Genomic DNA, 19,223 nt, shown 5'->3' on the forward strand with positions numbered 1-19,223 from the left:
TTCGTATAAACAATGACTATAATTAATATATATATTATTTCAATAAAATCAAGAAGATATTAAAAATAAACATTGATATTCCTTTTATATACGTGTTAAATTGATATCAGGAAGAAGATAGCTTAATTAAATTAATAATTATATTAATCCAAAGGAAGTGTTACAGATCATGTCCCAACACAAAGCTACCATGATTATTGACAAGGATTTTATTATTGGCGCAATTGACAATCGCATCTACGGTTCATTCATCGAGCATCTTGGACGTGCCGTCTATGGAGGCATTTATGAGCCAGGGCATCCCGAAGCGGATGAAAAAGGCTTTCGTCAAGACGTGCTTTCTTTGATTCAGCAGCTTCAGGTACCGATTGTTCGTTATCCCGGAGGCAATTTCGTATCCGGTTATGACTGGAAGGACGGAATCGGACCCAAGGAATTGCGCAAAAGCAGGCTGGAGCTGGCCTGGAAAACGATTGAACCGAATCAATTTGGTTTGAATGATTTTGTGGAATGGGCTCAAAAAGCTCAAACCGATGTCATGTGGGCAATTAATCTGGGCACTCATGGTGTCGATGAAGCTCGCAATATCGTGGAATATTCGAACCATGCCTCCGGTACGTATTGGAGTGATTTGAGAAGAAGCCACGGCTATGAGCAGCCCCATCAAATTAAAACCTGGTGCCTGGGCAATGAAATGGATGGTCCTTGGCAAATCGGTCACAAGACGGCAACCGAGTATGGCCGTGTCGCTGCCGAATCCGCCAAGGTCATGAAATGGGTCGATCCAACGATTGAGCTCGTAGCGTGCGGCAGCTCAAGCCGGACGATGCCTACCTTCCCGGAATGGGAAGCTACCGTGCTTGATCATACGTATGATCATGTTGAATACTTATCGATGCATACCTATTATGGCAATAAAAAGAACGATACACCAACATTCCTTGCACGTTCGTTGGAAATGGATGACTTCATTAAAACAATTATAGCTACAAGCGACTACATCAAAGCCAAAAAACGCAGCAAAAAAACGATGTATCTCTCGTTTGATGAATGGAATGTCTGGTACCACTCCAATGACGCTGACAAGAAGCGCGATCCATGGCAAATCGCTCCTCCACAGCTTGAGGATATTTATACGATGGAGGACGCATTGGTTGTTGGATGTATGCTTATCAGTTTATTGAAACATGCCGACCGTGTCAAAATGGCCTGCCTTGCGCAGCTGGTCAACGTCATTGCACCGATTATGACGGAAACAGGCGGTAAAGCGTGGATGCAAACGATTTTCTTCCCTTATATGCATGCTTCGGTATATGGCAGAGGCAATGCGTTGGTTCCGTTAATTCATTCGCCGAAATACGATACAAGCGAGATCACCGATGTCCCTTACCTCGAAGCTGTAGCTGTGCATAATGAGGAAGCGCAGGAGGTTACGGTATTTGCTGTCAACCGTGATTTGGAGCATCCACTGCCGCTTGAGCTTGATCTTCGCAGCTTTGGAGCCAACAGCCGTCTGATCGAGCATATCGTTCTGGAGAATCCTGATCTCAAGGCGCGCAACACTGCTGACGATTCTACTGCAGTTGCACCACATAACCGCGGCAATGCCGTGGCGAATGGTTCCGGCTTGACAGCTCAATTGACAAAGGCTTCATGGAATGTGATTCGTATCAGCGTGCAGGCTAAATAATAATCACAATCAGCGGCACTAAACAGCCGAGTGCTTAATCCATAAGTAAGTACCTGTTTATTTATAATGTAGGGACTGCCGCAATCGGAGCAGTCCCTATTTCAATTCTCCAGTTTGCTTTCGTTATGTCAGCTTCCAGATATCTTATTACGATGTCTATGCTTATCCAATTCAAATACTTCACAAATCCTTTATATAAATTGACGGCTCAATTAACAAATAATAGTTATATTTTAGGGGGGCGATCATTTAAACTACGACTAATGGAGGTTTGTATGAGAAAATTGAAGAAGTGGGCTTACACAGCGCTGGTGTCATTACTGGTTCTGACTTCAACTGAATCCGTTATTTCCGCAGACAATGGGATGACTACCGACACCAACAAAGTTACTGGAGGCCGTTCAAGCCAAATGATCACCATCCTCCACACCAATGACATACACAGCCGGGTTGAGGAAAGCACTGATAGCATCGGCTACGCCAAACTTTCCACTTTACTTAAGCAAACTAAGGCCGTCAACCCAAACACACTCATGATAGATGCGGGAGATACGTTTCATGGTCAGACGATCGCAAATTTGGTACGCGGGGAAAGCATAGTAAAGATCATGAATTTGATCGGATATGATGTCATGACCGCCGGTAATCACGACTTCAATTATGGGAGCGCACGTTTGGTAGAGCTTGCCAAGCAGGCAAATTTTCCGATACTTGGCGCCAACGTGAAGAAAACGGACGGTTCCAGGCTGCTGGGGACTAACCTAATCAAAGAAGTGAATGGTGTGAAAATCGGGATCTTCGGCCTGACGACACCAGAAACGGCCTATAAGACTCATCCCATCAATGTCGAAGGCATCATCTTTGCCGATCCGGTACAGGAAGCAAAAGCCCAGGTTGCTGAACTAAGGAGCAAGGTGGATATCATTGTTGCCATCTCGCATCTTGGTGTAGATGCCACCAGCATCGACACCAGCAAAAAGGTCGCTGAACAGGTGCCTGGCATCGATGTCATCATTGATGGGCATAGCCATACAGTAATGGAAAAAGGAATGATGGTCGGCAGCGTGCTGATCGCACAAACTGGTGAGTACGGTAAAAATATTGGGAAAATCCAGCTCAATATCGAAGATGGTAAGTTGAGCAGTAAAAACGCAAGTTTAATCACTCGCAAGGAAGCTGATCAATTTCAGGCAGATCCTGCTGTGTTGGATGTCATCAACAACGTTAAAAAGGAACAAGAGACAGTGCTTTCACAAGTAGTCGGAACCACCTCTGATAAATTGATCGGTGACCGGACAATCGTTCGCAAAGGTGAATCCAACCTCGGCAATCTTATAACCAATGCGATGCTCAGCGAGACTGGTGCTGATGTGGCCATTACGAATGGCGGCGGCATTCGTGCCTCTATCGAAGCTGGTCAGATAACAAAGGGTGACATTATTACAGTACTGCCATTTGGCAACTATATTCAAACCAAGAAAGTCAAAGGCTCTGATATTAAAGCAGCGTTAGAGCTTGGTGTATCCGGTTATCCGGGTGAATTAGGCGGTTTTCCGCATGTAGGCGGTATTTTCTTCGAATTCGATCCCGCACAGCCAGTCGGCAACCGTGTGCTCTCCATATTAATCAAGGGCAAGCAGCTAGACCCTAACCAAATGTATCTGCTTGCCACTAACGATTTTATGGCTGCAGGCGGTGATCAATATACGATGTTCAAGGATTATCCGATCGCCAACGACTTCTCTTCACTGGAAGAGTCCGTGATCACTTATATGCAAACTATAGGAAGTGCTGTACCGAAGATCGAGGGTCGTATCACCGTAAAAGGCGCAAATGCGTCCAATATCACTGATACTGCCGCTACTCCATCGGCTCCGTCAGTTACTGCTCCTGCGTTAACGAATACGTCCAAAGTGTACATTGTTAAGACCGACGATACACTTTGGAAAATCGCAAGGCTGTACGCAACAACCTGGCAAACCCTACAAAAGCTAAATAGTCTGACAAACCCGGATCGAATTTATCCAGGTCAGGAAATCCTACTTCCTTAATAGCAAAATAAAACGGGCTGTCCCTTTGGTAGCTAAAGCTACTTTTTCGGGACAGCCCGTTCATTTGTTATGATTCAGGTGTGACTAATCTATGAACAGCTTTGGTCGGCATTTTTCTAAATATAATCCTTATTGATCCGAATCTTGTTACGTAAGTGAATTCGGATACACCATAACCTTGAGACTGCCCGCTTTATTCGTTCTGGCCCGCTCCATCGCTTCATGCGTTTGCTCGAGTGGGTATCGGTCTGTAATTAAGCTCATCATCTCCGTATTACCAGAAGACAAGAAGGTAATTCCCTGCGGGTACGTATTCACATAACGGAAAATTCCATAGATGTCGATTTCATTATCACAGATGAAAGGAACATTAACGCCAACCTCATCTACCGGTGGCAGCCCTACTATCGACAGCTTGCCTCCACGTCGGATCGAATGCATCGCTGTTTTGAGTGCACGTGGATGCCCTGCGGTTTCAATAGCCAAATGAACACCCCCACCAGTCAGTCGTTTGATCTCGGCTGCAGCATCAGCCACATCAGGATAGATCAGGTCGGTTGCACCCAACTTTCTGGCTGCTTCCAACCGGTTGATTTCGAGATCACTAACAAAAATCCGGTTGGCTCCAAAGGCTTTGGCGGCAGCCACGGCTGTTAAGCCCACAGGACCCATTCCGATAATAGCCACATCCCATCCAGGTTTAAAGCCAGCCCGATTCAACGCATGAATCCCGACGGAAAAAGGCTCATTCAAAGCGGCTTCCTCGAAGGTCAAGGAATCAGGAATCGGGAACAAAAAGTCTTCACGGTGGGCAATATATTGGCAGAATGCTCCATCTACAGGAGGTGTAGCCAGGAATTGAACGTCTGGACACAAGTTGTAACAGCCTGACTTGCAGGCATCACAACGACCGCACGTAATTCCAGGCTCGATTGCCACACGGTCACCCGGTTTAAAGCGGGTTACATTTTCACCGCAAGCTGCGACGATTCCTGCGCACTCGTGACCAAGAATAATCGGCTTTTCTACAACATAAGTACCGATTCGACCGTGTTCATAATAATGGAGATCCGATCCGCAGATGCCCACTGCCATTACCTTGACGAGTACCTCATCGGGCTTGATTGTCGGTACGGGCAGCTCGACGATCGAGATGTGATGCGGCTCCGTCATTAGCGCTGCCTTCATCGTTTGTGGAATATCGGATAAGCTACGTGTGCTGCCTGATTGTTGAATAGTAGTCATCATTATGCCTCCTGTAATATGCTTTACTTAGTTATCGAATGAAGATTATCGAATGAATTATCCATTTAATCGGTAAAATCGACTTGCATTGCCTCCATAGACAGCAGCCAATTCCTCTTCCGTCCAGCTTGCATCCAGACTTGATTTAATCAACTCCAGCACTTGCGCGTATGTCGCCGAGAACAGGCATACCGGCCAATCGCTGCCGAACATCACACGTTGCTTGCCAAAGGCTTCAACCACTACATCCACAAAAGGCTGAATAGCCGCCTGCGTCCAATCGGCGTCTAACTGCTCGGGCACCATGCCTGAAAGCTTGCACATAACATTCGGATACGCGGCAATTTGTCGGATCTGCGAAGCCCACGGCTCCATTGTGCCTTCCAATATCGGTGGCTTTGCCAGATGGTCGACAACAGCACGTAAATCCGGTACCTGCTCGAGCAGTTCCACAATATACGGCAAATGACGAGGATTAGCCTGCAAATCAACCGGGAATTGCGCATCGGCCAATAACTTGAGATGGCGGATAACGGTTTCACCCAATATCCAGTCAGAAGGCAAATCCTGAATCATGGGTCTCAGACCGACAAACTTGGGGTTGCAACGAAAGCGGTCCCATTCCTGCTCAAATGTGTTCGATTCCAGATCCAGCCACCCGACTACGCCGGCAATCGTAGGTTCCTTCTCCGCTATGCTTAACAGAAATTCCGCCTCTTCAGAGGTTGGAGCAGCCTGAACAACGATGGTTTTTTGGATATCGTATAGCTCCAGCAAAGGCTTTAATTGCTCAGGCATATAGTCCGCATAGATACGTCCCAGGGAAGGCTTGAGCCATCCGTAGTCAGTACGTGAGGTTAGCCAATAGTGCTGATGTGCGTCAATGCGCATGTCTTTGTAGCCCTCCATAGGCATTCATTTGGTTTTTGCAAGAAAACTTATTTCACTATTATAAACCGAGTTTGTGCAGAAAACCAGTATGATTAGCATTTCTTATGTGGGATCAGCTTTTCAATTCTCATCATAGCACTAGTTATTATTTTCGGGAATACTATGTGAAAATGATCGGAATCAAGTGACAAGCTCTGGTCAATTCGTGTACAAAAAAGGAACAAAGCAACGACAGCTTACCGTCGTCATCTTTGTTCCTTTTGCCTGACCCTACTTTAATAGACTTGCAATCAGTACTTAGGTTTACCCTTCGATCAATACTTCGTTCCCTTCGTACCGCTGTTGTTCAGTAAATATTCGAAGTCATTTTCAAGCCGCTTCTGTTCGGCCTTGCGGGCATCCACGATCTGCTGTCTGGCATCTTCCTTCTGCTTTGCCTCGGCCGCTTTCATGGCATCGGCCTGTGCCTGCAGCTTGCTTAGAACATCAGGATTAATCAAATCCTTCAAAGTAGCCGGCTTATCCTGAGCAGCTGGTTTGGGTGCCGCTGCGGGTCTTTGTTTTTTGGCCATCTGGAGATTAGCCTCCCTTCTATCCTTAACTGACTGAATCTATAGCATAACAATATTTTGATGTCCTGCCAAGAAGCCGCCATCCACAGGGATACTGATGCCCGTTATATATGAGGCTTGAGGAGATGCCAGAAAGCATACCGCCTCCGCCACTTCGTGTGACAGACCAAACCGTTCCATCGGGGTTTTGCCCAATACACCGTCTCGGAACGCTTGTCGTTTAAAGTTCGTCGAATTGAGATCGGTTTCGATATAGCCCGGACTTACCGAGTTAACACGAATTCCATATTTGGCCCATTCCACCGCCAATACTTTACTGTATTGCAGCAGACCGCCCTTGGAGGCTGAATAAGCGCTCTGATTCGGGGTAGCGATATGGGACAGCATCGAGGTGATCGTCACGATCGAGCCGCTGCCTTGTTCGATCATCCGCTTCCCGACCTCCTGACAGGTTAAAAAGGCACCTCTCAAATTAATCCCGATAATCTCATCCCATGCTTCCGTTGTGTACTGCTCGGCAGGCATTCGCTTGTTCGTCCCGGCACAATAAACCAGGATATCGATTCGCCCATGAATACGGTTCGCCTGCTCAACAAACTGCTGAATACTGGCCTGATCCTGAACATCGAGTGGGAGTCCGTCCGCCTCTACGCCCAACCCGCGAATTTCCTCGGCTGTCCCCTTAAACTGCTCCTCCGTACGGCTTCCGATGATGACCTTGCTGCCATAGCTGGCCAGGGCCTTGGCAATCTCTTTGCCAATCCCTCTGCCTCCGCCTGCAATAACGGCTACCTGCTGATCCAAACCTCGCATGATCATAGTCCCCTTCCTGATACTACGGATTCAAGAAATTACATCGATAGTTCGTCACCATTACTCATCCAATCCTTACTTATCGAGCAGTTGGATCGAATGCACAGCATTTTCCATCCGCTGCCATTGCCCTTCGGTCTTGACCGCATCATTAATCCGCTCACGAACGGAATACACATACCCGTTCTTTTCAAATACAAATTCAACCAGAGTATAGGGTACATTTCTGCTTTTGTACGTAGTTGTGAATTTTCTGACAGTCATACCCAACATTTCCTCGTCAGCGGCGGAGTTTTTGTAATTTGCATCGGCTTCGGTACTTTTCTTATGATCCTGCTCAATGCGCTTTATGGTTTCCTCAAGACTCGAACGGTCATCGGCCGATATGCTCAGGCTGCCTCCATTAAAGCTGAACTGCGCGGATGGACTATCAAGCTCTCTCTGGTAAACTCCCTGCCAGGCCTCAGGAATATGGAGTGTGTACATATATTTTTTGTTGGTATACGTTAACGTTTTATTAACATCGGTCAAATCTTCTTCATCCTGAATAAATCCGAGTGAACGATTGACGCCTTCCTTGGTAAAGGAAGCAGACTTCTCGAAGCTGCTGATCAGCGTATCCATATCTTCGCCACCTGCGGCTTTTGGAAACATGAATTTTATTTCGTACTTGTATTTATCCTTAATCATATAAATAACATGGGACTGACGCCACTTATCACCCATAGTGGATGCATAACGCTTTTCAATAGCAGCAGTACCGCCAATGACCGTTTCATGCGATTCCCCGATTTCCTTATAGCCTTCTGTGTAGGAATCATTAAATTTCGCTGATTGCCTTGCTACCCAGTCCTTCAATGTATCACCGGATGCGGCCGAACTCACCTGTACAGATAAAGTTTGCTCACCGTCCTTGCTTGCATAATTCAGACCGTTTCCCCAATCCCGCTTGCTCCATTCCAGAGGTGTTTCAAAAACCAGCCCATATTCCGTCGTCACCGTATTCCCGGTTTGATAGGCGGATATATCCTTCAAGGAGGCATTACTCCCGTCAAAAGAAAGCACGAACGAATCCAGCAGATCGCTGTAGCTGTTGCGTTTGATCGCGTTGTTGTAGGATTCTTCCTTCTCGACGATCAGTGTCAGGTAATAAACTTTATCTCCTTTGGAAAAGGCTCGTGTTTGGTAATATTCCCCACGTTCGTTTTTCTTTACAAGTAATAAATAAGATTGCGGCTTTTGCTCGATAAACCTTTTTTCCAAAAGCGTACCTTTGCCATCATCGGCCATTTTTTTCATGAGTCCAACCGGAGAAATATCCTCGCTTTGCTTTTCTTCAACGATAATACTGATGGCAAACTCGCCTTTGGCATCAACAAGAAGCACACTTTTGCCCTGCCCCGAATCTTCATTGGCCTTAACAAGTCCTGCCGGATATTTCATCGACCAGCCGTAATGGCTATCGCCAATCCACGTTTTGCCTTGGTCCGCATCAATATAGGAGCCATCGGCATCCTGAATAACAGTTTCGGAGCTGGAGTGCTCTTCCCCCAGAACAACCTCGATGATTTTGGAACTTCCGCTTGACTGCAGCGTCAATCTGACCTTTTGCTCCGGTAAATAGTTCTTTAAAGCCTCGTTGAATTCTACCTGATTACGTGTTGGGTAAGAGTCGATAGCCAGCAGCACATCACCTTGGACAATGCCTGCCTTCGCTCCCGGAGAATCCGGTTCCACGTAAGTTACCTCCAGACCATTGCTTGACGGTAAGCCAACAACAGCCTCCCAGCTCTCTCCAAGCTCCAATCCCAGGGAAGAACGCTTCACCTTGCCATATTTGAAAAAGTGGTCCAATACATGCTGTACAGTCGCCACCGGAATCGCAAAGCCAAGACCATCCACGCCATACTGGACATACTTGAGTGTATTGATCCCGATAACCTGTCCTTTCATATTGACCAACGCACCCCCGCTATTGCCGGGATTAATCGCCGCATCCGTCTGTATCAGCTGATACTTGGACAATACCGAGCGGTCCATTCCACTGACGATACCGTAGGTAACCGAGTTGCGCAGCGCAAAGGATAACGGTGTCCCAATCGCCATGACCGATTCACCGACTTTAAGATCCGTTGGATCTGCCAGCACGGCCGGAGTCAAGCCCGTCGCTTCGATCTTCACCAGTGCCAGATCACTTTCTTCATCAAAATGCGTCGTTTTCCCCGGATGCGTCTGTCCATCAGAAGTTACAACCACGATATTACGCATATTTTTCACCACATGGGCATTGGTCAGGATGTACCCATCGCTTTTCACAATAACTCCAGTGCCGTGAGCGAGATCATACCGATTTTTTTCCACTGTCTTTTTATTATCGATAGGCTTACCGATGATCGCTACGACAGATCGGGTTGTTTTTTCGATAACCGCGGGAACAGCTCCCTTGTCGGCTGCGGCATCCGCATAAACTGACGAGCTTGCAACGGATACAAAGAGTATCACTGCAAGGACTGACAGTACAAAACGTTTGCCTGTTTTTTGTAAATAATTCAATTAAATGTCTCCCCATCCTTTGTTTGATTGGCTTAATTTTCCATATAAATACTCTAACAGAATCAAGCTGAAATTCCAATACATTGACAATTAGCAATTGACAGGAAGAACTTACTTTTGTAATCATGAATGTTCTATTCCATTAGTCTTATTTTATGAGATTTATCAGGAACTTGACTATTATTTAATAGATTTTTTGTCGAATTATGCAATATAATGTACGAAAGATGACTAATTTTTTACAAGTACATCTCAGGGGGGCATCATGTGAAAAAGAAACTTATCATTGTTCTTATGCTATTCGCTTCATTACCAATGTTAGTATTTTCCAGTTTCAGTATTTACTCGAATAGCCAGGAGTTGCAGCACAATGCCAGCGAATTTAGCCTTGACAATGCCCAATCGATTAAGAGCGAAATTAACGTTGTCATCGACCAAAACTTTGACTTATTAAAGGTACTTGCCCAGAATGAAATCTTTCAGAGCGGGGCACCCAAAGTTGAAACCGCTAAAACACTGCTTAACGCCTCGGTAAAGGTGCATCCGGAAGCCGTCCTTAATTACACTGATGTTACAGGGCAGCAAAAAGTCCGCAGTGATAATCTGGCTATGACCAACGTAGCAGACCGGGACTATTTCAAACAATCTCTGCAAACCGGTAAGCCTGTTGTATCTGAAGTATTAATAGCCAAAGCTACCGGAAATAAAATTATCGTCCTAGCCGTGCCGGTTCTGAATGAAAGTAAACAGGTCACCGGAATCCTGACTAACAATATTGAGCTTTCTTTTCTTAGCGATTATGTGACCAAACTTTCTCAGAACGGTAATATTCCTTTTATCATCGACCGCAGCGGTAAAATTTTGGCTCACGTGGATAAAAACTACATAGATAAGGACATCAGTGCAATCGATTTTGTCCAACAGGGCCTGAAAGGTAATGACGGAACATCAATTTTTGTTGAAAATGGTCAAAAAATGATGGTTTCTTACACCTATAATGAACTGACTGGCTGGCTTATAGGTAATGCTCAATCCTACGATTCCGTAATGTCTCAAAACACAAAAATCATCTCTCAAAGCATCGTTTTACTTGTCATTGTATTGTTAGTTTCTTGTGCCGCCGGCTTCTTTTTATCTAATAAAATTGCCAGACCGCTCATTCAGTTGACCGCCTTTACTAAACAAGCGTCGAGCGGTGATCTTACTGTACAAGTGACAGTCAAGGATAACAATGAAATCGGACAGCTTGCCGACAGTTTCAACTTGATGCTTCAAAATTTGAGGCATATGATTCAGCAGGTCGGCTCCAACTCCGAAAGCCTGGCAGCATCTGCTGAGCAGCTGACAGCCAGCGCGTCACAGACCAGTCAAGCCACAGAGCAAGTAGCTAAGATCACTGAGGAAGTAGCATTGGGAACGGAGAAGCAGGTCCAGACTTTAAAAGACAGCTCCCAGTCAGTTCAGGATATTTCAGATGGTATTCAAATGATTGCTGCTAATGCTACCAATGTCTCTTCTCTGGCTTTGGACGCCTCCCAGAAGACTGAACAAGGTAACGTGGCCATTCATTCGGCTATCACCCAAATGGAGTCCATGCAGCAAACCGTTAACGGGCTTGCCTTGGTGATCAAGGAGCTTGGCGACCGATCACAGGAAATCGGACAAATCGTCGGCGCTATTACAAGCATTGCCCAACAAACCAATCTGCTGGCTCTGAACGCCAACATTGAGGCAGCTCGCGCCGGCGAGCAGGGCCGCGGCTTTGCTGTTGTTGCTGGCGAAGTCAGGAAGCTTGCCGAGCAGTCCTCCCGTTCAGCGCAAACCATTGCCGAGCTTATTACCGTCATACAGGACAAAACCGCAAACGCAGTTGAATCTATGGATATCGGAATTACCGAGGTCAACCAAGGCCTGCACGCCGTCCATACCGCAGGTGACGCTTTTACACAAATTCAGCAATCAATCCGGCAAGTATCTACACAAATTCAAGAGGTGTCCGACTCATCCCAGCAAATGTGTGCGAATGCTTTGCAGGTCGTTCAGTCGTTTGAGACTATTATGGAGGTATCCGATATGACGGCATCAGGTACGCAAAATGTATCGGCAGCGGCCGAAGAGCAGCTCGCTACCATGGAGGAGATCACGGCATCTGCAACAGTTCTCTCCGGCATGGCGGACGAACTTCAGGACGTTATCGGTAAGTTTAAAGTGTAGCGCCTTGCTTCATATCCAGCCTGTATGAGATTAAAATAACCCTCCAATCGCGTTTTTACAGCGAAATTGGAGGGTTGTCTGTTTAGTATAGATGTAAGTATGGATGTGTCAAGCTGCTACCAGGCGTACGCTTCCGGAGCAGGCTTGCCTGGACCCGGGAATATCTCGTCCAGCTTGGTCAGCGTTTCCGAGTCGAGCTTGATTTCTACGGCTCTTAACGTATCCTCAAATTGCTTCAGAGTCCGTGGTCCGATGATCGGTGCGGTGAGTGCCGGATGAGATAATACCCATGCCAATGCAACATTCGCTTCACTTTCCCCCAGCTCTTTGCACAGCGCGGAGAATTGCTCCAGCTGCGAGCGATGCTTCTCGATAGCCTTGGCCTGATTCGCTGTTCTTGAGCCTGCATCCGGATTCAATGCATTGCCACCCAGAAGGCCTCCTGCCAATGGACTCCATGCGATCACACCGATTCCATGATGCTCCGAAGCCGGAAGTACTTCCAATTCAGGCTCACGGCAAAACAGGCTGTATTTGTGCTGCTCAGATACAAGCCCGAGGAAATGACGCTCCTTCGCCTTGGCTTGTGCCAAAGTGATATGCCAGCCAGCAAAATTACTGGAGCCGACATAGTCAACGGTTCCCTGCTGTACCAGTGCCTGAAATGCCTCCCATAATTCATCCCAAGTCGCGCTTCGGGCAATATGGTGCATTTGATATAATTCAATATGATCGGTTTGCAACCGCTTTAATGAAGCTGCCAAGTGACGGCGGATTTTGTACGTGGATAATCCTCTTTCCATATTAGGACCATCATTTTCATCCTCCATAGGACCATACACTTTGGTAGCCAGCACGACTCTCTCCCGACGATTCCCACCCTGAGCGAACCAACGCCCAATGATTTCCTCGGTCCAGCCACGGCGATTTTCCCCTCCATAAACGTTGGCGGTATCAAAGAAATTCACTCCGGCATCCAGTGCGGCATCCATAATACTGAAAGCTTCCTTCTCATCAGTCGACGGACCAAAGTTCATTGTACCTAAACAAAGACGACTCACTTTAAGTCCGGTTCTTCCTAAGAACGTGTATTCCATTAATACTCAGCTCCTTTGGTATATGTAATCTACCTCTTAAATCATAACCAATAATTGAGAGAATAGAAAGAACTGACATTTTTCTCATTTAATATACTTGGATTCCTATAGTTACCTGAAATAAAGTGAGTCTAGTCGTGCTCAGCCATTTTCGGAAGATAGCCATTCTCGTCAAATTGCAACGGCTCCGGCTGACCCAAAATTTCGATATGAGACAGCTTTTGAATTTCGGGTACAAGCGCTTCTGATACATAGACATACTTCAAATGAAGTGTATTGGGAACACGAACAATTCTCGCTTGTGACGATTCAATACCCCAGTTACAGCGTAAAGCCACATGAAGCGCCTCTCTGTCATTATCAATGACCATCGGAATCATTCCCCGCATAATGAATGAGCTTGTAATGACGTTCTCATTTGTTATTTTCATATCGATTTTATCGAAAAAACGTTTGGTTGTCAGATCAGCAAGCCCCATTCCGAGTGCATTTCCATGGGAAGGCTCACTTAAATCACTGGCCACTATATATTTGATCCTCGGGCTGTCCAGCTCTTCCTCGCCCAAAATCCGCATTCTACCTATTATATTGGTATCCATCCCGGTTCCACTGTAGTTTTTGCCGATCTCGTCAACGAACAGCACGTCTATATCGTCCACGGGAAGCTTGGGCATCATGCTTTTCGATATTTTCAAAAGCGCCTGCTCCCGCTCAACAATTTGCTTTGCTTCGATAGCTTCGATAATAGCCGTTTGGTCGAAAGCATTTTCCACAATGCCCAATCCGAATAACACATTCAATTTATCGAGAGTGACTTGACCCACAGCAGGCATCAAATCACGGATGCCATGAATCCCATACGAGTGAAGCAGCAGCGCCTGCTTGTGCTTGCCTATACCAATAGCGGCCATTTTCACAATTCCACTTTCAATCCATTGCGACGATTTGAAATCGGTATGAACTTTGATTCTGGCAATTACGATAACCGCATCACTGGCTAGTATGTGATTGTCCGCGTAAACCGCTAGTCCTGCCGGCGTTTCTCCAATTTGTGTAACTTCCATGGACGAAAGAATCGGGGCCCCACAGTAGTCCTCAGTCACTCCCAGACCTTCCAGCACCTCGATCTGTCCTTCAGCGGTCGCTCCACCATGGCTGCCCATTGTCGGAATGATTCGCGGCTCGACCCCAAGCTTCTTGAGCTCATTGACCACATTTTTGATGATCAAGGCAATATTAGCGATGCCTCGACTGCCTGCTGTTATTGCTACCTTCATCCCCGGCTTGACCTTGTCGGACAAACGGATAGCTTCCATTTGCTTGCTGATTTCCGCCTCAATATCGTCGATCTTGGGCCCATTAAAATGCTGTTTGACCTTCACAAACTTTGGCAGCAACATTGGATTTATTCCTCCTTGTTAGGATATGGTTTCGATTGTCTTGCATGTGTGCAATGGCATCACTTCTACCGCTTGGGCGCTAATTCGATACCTTGACGGATCGCTTCCAAAAGACTTTTTTCATCAGCAATGCCCTTGCCTGCAATATCAAATGCGGTTCCATGATCCACACTGGTACGTATAATCGGCAAGCCTACCGTAATATTGACGCCTGCATCCAGACCCAGCACCTTGATAGGACCATGCCCCTGATCGTGATACATCGCAACTACAATATCGTAATCGCCGCGAACTGCCAGAAAAAATAACGTATCAGCAGGCAACGGCCCAACCACGTTAATTCCTTGCTGCTTGGCACGCTCTACAGCAGGCACAATAACCGCATCCTCTTCACCATAGCCAAACAGCCCGTTTTCTCCAGCATGAGGGTTAATCCCGCATACACAAATCCGCGGCTGCTCATAGCCTGCTTTCTTCAGGGTGTCATGTGCCATTTTAATAACCGAATATACACGTTCAGCCGTTATCGACTTGACCGCATCGATCAGACCCATATGGGTTGTCACATGAATGACCTTGAGCTTGGGGGAGCTCAGCATCATTGCGTAATCACTCGTTGCAGTTAAATCCGCCAAAATTTCCGTGTGTCCCGGATAATGATGTCCACCCTTCTGCAGCGCCTCCTTGTTCAAGGGTGCCGTACAGATGGCGTCGATCTTCTCTTTCTTTGCAAGCTCAATGGATTTCTCCAAAAAGCGGAACGCGGCATCGCCGGACTGTGGTGAAACTTTACCGTAGGGTAGACTCTCTGGCAATAGATCCATATCAAGACAATTGACGATTCCAGCTTGATCCAATGCCTGTTCAGGGGACTTGATCGAATGAACGCGCAAACCGGTTTGCAAAAATAATTCGGCTCTTGATAAAAATTTGGCATCACCGATTACAATCGCCTTGCAAGTTTCAAATACTTGTGGGTCCTTCAATGCTTTCATAATAATTTCCGGGCCGACACCTGCCGCGTCACCCATCGTAATTCCTATTATCGGTCTATGCATCCTATATATCTCCTTATGCTTGGCTGATTATTTTCCATGACTGTTGCTTGGGCAATGACTACTTTCTATCCCTGATAACTTGTGCTGCCTGCAGTAAAGAATTAGGATTTCCGAAAGCCCCCGCCTTTGTGACCAGAGGAATCGAGACCCTGCCTTCAGCTTTGCAGAGCGGCAAGCCTTCCTCCACCTCACCGATAATAACCAAGCTGGCAATGTTCAAATGTGTGCAGGCACGGTAGGCAATATCGCCACCCGTTAGTACTGCACCGGCAAGCTTTTCCTGGGTAATGACCGCTGCTGCCAGTCTTCCGATACCGTCTGCGATGAGATCCCCGCCAGCCAGTGCACTTAAACCAGCCTGCTGCAAATAATCAACCACTTGAACTTTGGCCTCATTGGAAATGTCCGTAGTTACAACCAGATCCTCGCCTGAGGCAATGAGATGCCGCGCTTCCTGTACGAGTTCAGCCATTTCCTGATCGCTAATACCGAGAAGCAGGAGCGGATCAATCACCAATGACCGGAAGCCATTAAGCTTGAGTGTCTCTACCTGCTGTCTCGTAACCTGACTGACACTTCCTGCCACAACGAGTACAGGAGCTGTAGGATCGGCAAGCTGCTCCTGGTCTTGGGTTCTCTCGACATTAAACCTCTCAACGTAAGACTCCAACCTATGAAATCCAAGCTTGGGATAACGATTAGCCAGTGCTTCCGCCAGCCCTGCAGAGCCTACCCATAGCACACGCTCGCCCGCGAATTGCTCAGCAATGATTTGCAAATCATTAGGCGTGGCGCTGTCCGCTACAATGACACGTGTTCCCTGCTGCTGAAGCGTGCGTACTTCCATAGCCAATCTGCCGCTGCGGATTGAACGAATTTCAACTTCACCCACCGAAATCGAAGATTGAGCACCGATGATATCAGAAATCTTGGAATTCGTAATCGGAAACTTCGGGTCCCGTGAAATTTCGCTATCTTCAAGCAATTGCTGGTTAAGCAGCTGATAACCGCCTATGGTCAGCCTCCCCTTCTGCGGATAGGCAGGGGCTACGATGGCCAGGTCAAACTGCCCTGTGCTCATCAGAGCTTCAATTTCTTTGCCAATATTTCCACGCAATGTAGAATCTATTTTTTTCATAATGACCTGAAACTGACTCAAATCCTGAGTTTCAAGCAGCTCGCTCCACTTACGGAATGCGGCTTCCGGTGTAAGTGACCGGCTTTCCACATTCATAACACACGTTGTACCGGAATTAGCCGGCGTAAGAACTTGCCTGTCATCGATGCAAACAACTGTAGGCATTCCGTGCTTGGCGAACTGAACGCCGGAGTCGTTTGCCCCTGTTAAATCATCAGAAAGAATAATGACGTTATCCATGATCGTACCCGCCTACTTTCCTTTTCCACTTGCTGTCTGATCTCATCTTATCAAATCAGCGTTTCATAATACAACGGCAAGAAATACGAATTGTGTTTCATTTTTAAACATTTTTTTAATTTGTGACATTTGTAATAGCTATAATCGTACAGGGCACGACTCATGGGCTTAGCTTACGCCAGAGCGTGGTACGGTTCATCCCCAATCTTTTGGCAGTAGCAGATTGATTAAAGCCCTCCTGCTCAAGAACTAAACGTATAATGTCAGCCTCAATTTCCTCCAGGGTCCGCGTTGCTCCGATCAACTGCTCCAGACTGCTATTCGTTGTCTTGTCCTGTTTACTCATTAAGCTGTCCAATATCGGCTGTAAGTGCTGCAGCGTAATAAAAGAACCTTCACACGTCTCGATAATCAGCTTGAGTACCTGCTGCAGCTCGGCAAAATTCCCTGGCCATTCATATGTTGTCATCCGATTCAATGCATCTGGTTTAATTCCCAGCACCTGACTGCCCAAGGTTCGGTTCATCTCTGCCAAATACCAAAATACAATATGATCCAGCTCTGTTGTTACGCTGCGGAGTGGTGGGAGATGAAGCGAATAAATCTGCAGCTGTACATGCAGCTGCTGGTCGAATTCACCCAGATTCACTTGATGCGCCAAATCTGCAGCTGTGGAAGCAATAAACCGAAACGGCGGCCGATCATCATGAATCAGAGCTGCATGGGAAGCTTGTAATGCCGCTGCAAGCTTACGCTGAACAGGAAGACTAAGCTGCTCAATTCGCTGGATATGCAGCGTTCCTGATTCTGCACGACGCAGCAAGGAGCTATCCTGGTCCAAACGGCCGAACAACTGTTCGTCCTGCTGCTCGGTTGTACAGCTACCCGCATCGAGCAGAACAAAGGGTCCTGACTGATAAGGGCTGTCATTATGCAACGCTTCGGCTAATGTCTTCTTTCCTGTCCCTGGCTCTCCAGTAATCAATATCGGATACAGTTGTTTACTCCAACGTTTGGCCTTATCCATATAGGCGTCATTGATATGATCCGTCTGCACGAATTGCTGGAACCTGCTCTTGGGCGGTGAAAGCCTGTCTTCCCTTACCTTGCGGGCCCGCCGCTCCAGACCTTCAATCGCCTGGCTTTCATGCAGCTCAAAGATCGTTCCTTGCTCCGCCAAAGAATGCTCTATCACAAGAATAAGGTCCTCTGTCGGGTTAGCCCGCTGGATTTTAAACGAATCTGTTCTGCTGCGTACAGCTGTTCTATCTGTTCTGTCTGCTCCTTTGGTTCTGTCTGCAGAACGACCTACATCTGTATAAATCAGGGAAGTGGAGGTGTTGGCAATGAGCTCAGCCCATTTCATATTTACCGCTGTCGTCGCTATTACCCCTAATTGACGCCCAGCCTGTTCATTGCAAAATTTCACGTTCTGTTTGGCATCGACATAAACAACTCCATGCTGCAAAGCATCCAGTATCGATTTCATTAACACTCTATGATGAGCTTCTGCTTGCCTCTTTCTAGCCATTTGCTCGGCTTGCAGCAGCGATTCCTGCAGCGCTTCTCGCCCAGACGTTATCAGAATCGCCCGAACACCCGAGTGCTCGGCGACGGCCACCGTAACTACATCGCCAATCACGAGATCGACGCCCAGCTCCTTGGCTTTATTAACCGCTGCCTCCGCCTCATGCTCATGATGGATAATGAAGGTCATGACCTGAATGTCCAGCAGCTCGGCAATCGTGTCCACTCCCTCCACAATGTTGGGAAATCCAATGATGCCAATCGTCCCCCGATATCCTTTAACCAAAGTAAGCGAACGTAATATATCATAGCCGTTGACCGTTATTTCGATCACCGGAATTTGCACATGGCTGCGGATTAGTTGTGCGGTTCCGCCTCTGCTTATAATAACGTCATAACCCTGCAGCTCGGCTGTCCTGGCAATGTTCAGCCCCTGCTTCAGATCACCAACCTCTGCATGAACCTCGTAGTCGGGCGCTGCCGGTATATCTTCCAAAAGATCCTTCATCCCGCGATAAGGAGCAATTAGTAAAAACTTCAACATGATAAGCCCTCCATGATTCAAATAACGACAGTCCATAAACATTACGCCTACAAACCGTCAGATCATTGATGCATATTTCATCATATTGATTATACAACAGACAGAAAGAAAAAGCCGAGCTATCTCGCAGCGAGACAGTATCGGCATTTCCAACTCTTTTTTCCGACTCCTATATGTTCCTACTTGTGCG

The 19,223-nt window shown here is 46.8% G+C and carries 13 protein-coding genes; 3 read left to right on the top strand and 10 right to left on the bottom strand.

Features of this window, described 5'->3' with window-relative positions; translation table 11 throughout:
- Positions 1–169: 169 nt before the first annotated feature.
- Together arfA and BK127_RS02140 are read left to right on the top strand one after the other, a co-directional pair.
- On the top strand, positions 170–1,690 hold the full coding sequence (arfA, locus tag BK127_RS02135; RefSeq protein ID WP_076228078.1) for an arabinosylfuranosidase ArfA: 1,521 nt from the start codon (positions 170–172) through the stop codon (positions 1,688–1,690).
- A 275-nt stretch (positions 1,691–1,965) separates the two neighbouring features.
- Entirely contained in the window at positions 1,966–3,741 is a 1,776-nt protein-coding gene (locus BK127_RS02140) for a 5'-nucleotidase C-terminal domain-containing protein (RefSeq protein ID WP_076228080.1), read from the top strand.
- A 147-nt stretch (positions 3,742–3,888) separates the two neighbouring features.
- Here BK127_RS02140 and BK127_RS02145 read toward each other — a convergent pair whose 3' ends face one another.
- The 5 genes from BK127_RS02145 to BK127_RS02165 form a co-directional block, all read right to left on the bottom strand.
- The gene (locus BK127_RS02145; protein WP_076228082.1) at positions 3,889–4,986 is read right to left on the bottom strand and encodes an NAD(P)-dependent alcohol dehydrogenase; all 1,098 of its coding nucleotides are present in this window, start codon (positions 4,984–4,986) and stop codon (positions 3,889–3,891) included.
- A 57-nt stretch (positions 4,987–5,043) separates the two neighbouring features.
- Positions 5,044–5,877 carry an amidohydrolase family protein gene (locus tag BK127_RS02150; RefSeq protein WP_076228085.1) on the bottom strand — a complete coding sequence of 278 codons (834 nt, stop codon included), beginning with the start codon at positions 5,875–5,877 and terminating at the stop codon, positions 5,044–5,046.
- 314 nt (positions 5,878–6,191) lie between these two features.
- Positions 6,192–6,449: a DUF3886 domain-containing protein gene (locus tag BK127_RS02155; RefSeq protein WP_076228087.1), complete on the bottom strand. Its 258-nt coding sequence runs from the start codon at positions 6,447–6,449 to the stop codon at positions 6,192–6,194.
- Positions 6,450–6,488: 39 nt separating this feature from the next.
- Positions 6,489–7,262, bottom strand: a complete 774-nt coding sequence (locus tag BK127_RS02160; RefSeq protein ID WP_179097354.1) for an SDR family NAD(P)-dependent oxidoreductase — start codon at positions 7,260–7,262, stop codon at positions 6,489–6,491.
- A gap of 75 nt (positions 7,263–7,337) precedes the next feature.
- Complete coding sequence (locus tag BK127_RS02165; protein ID WP_076228092.1) at positions 7,338–9,815, bottom strand: S1C family serine protease; 2,478 nt, start codon at positions 9,813–9,815, stop codon at positions 7,338–7,340.
- A 267-nt stretch (positions 9,816–10,082) separates the two neighbouring features.
- Here BK127_RS02165 and BK127_RS02170 point away from each other — a divergent pair, with 267 nt between their 5' ends.
- Entirely contained in the window at positions 10,083–12,029 is a 1,947-nt protein-coding gene (locus BK127_RS02170; RefSeq protein WP_076228094.1) for a methyl-accepting chemotaxis protein, read from the top strand.
- Between the two features lie 116 nt (positions 12,030–12,145).
- On the opposite strand, the gene BK127_RS02175 is transcribed toward BK127_RS02170, so the two are convergent.
- The 5 genes from BK127_RS02175 to BK127_RS02195 form a co-directional block, all read right to left on the bottom strand.
- On the bottom strand, positions 12,146–13,126 hold the full coding sequence (locus BK127_RS02175; protein WP_076228096.1) for an aldo/keto reductase: 981 nt from the start codon (positions 13,124–13,126) through the stop codon (positions 12,146–12,148).
- Positions 13,127–13,257: 131 nt separating this feature from the next.
- Positions 13,258–14,526 carry a nickel pincer cofactor-dependent isomerase, group 22 gene (locus BK127_RS02180; RefSeq protein WP_076228098.1) on the bottom strand — a complete coding sequence of 423 codons (1,269 nt, stop codon included), beginning with the start codon at positions 14,524–14,526 and terminating at the stop codon, positions 13,258–13,260.
- 65 nt (positions 14,527–14,591) lie between these two features.
- Positions 14,592–15,584, bottom strand: coding sequence for a 4-hydroxythreonine-4-phosphate dehydrogenase PdxA (pdxA, locus tag BK127_RS02185; protein WP_076228100.1), 993 nt, complete (start codon positions 15,582–15,584; stop codon positions 14,592–14,594).
- Positions 15,585–15,642: 58 nt separating this feature from the next.
- Complete coding sequence (locus BK127_RS02190) at positions 15,643–16,962, bottom strand: four-carbon acid sugar kinase family protein (RefSeq protein WP_076228102.1); 1,320 nt, start codon at positions 16,960–16,962, stop codon at positions 15,643–15,645.
- Between the two features lie 160 nt (positions 16,963–17,122).
- Positions 17,123–19,033: a PrpR N-terminal domain-containing protein gene (locus tag BK127_RS02195; RefSeq protein ID WP_076228104.1), complete on the bottom strand. Its 1,911-nt coding sequence runs from the start codon at positions 19,031–19,033 to the stop codon at positions 17,123–17,125.
- Positions 19,034–19,223: the final 190 nt, after the last annotated feature.

The organism is Paenibacillus sp. FSL H7-0331 (assembly GCF_001956045.1).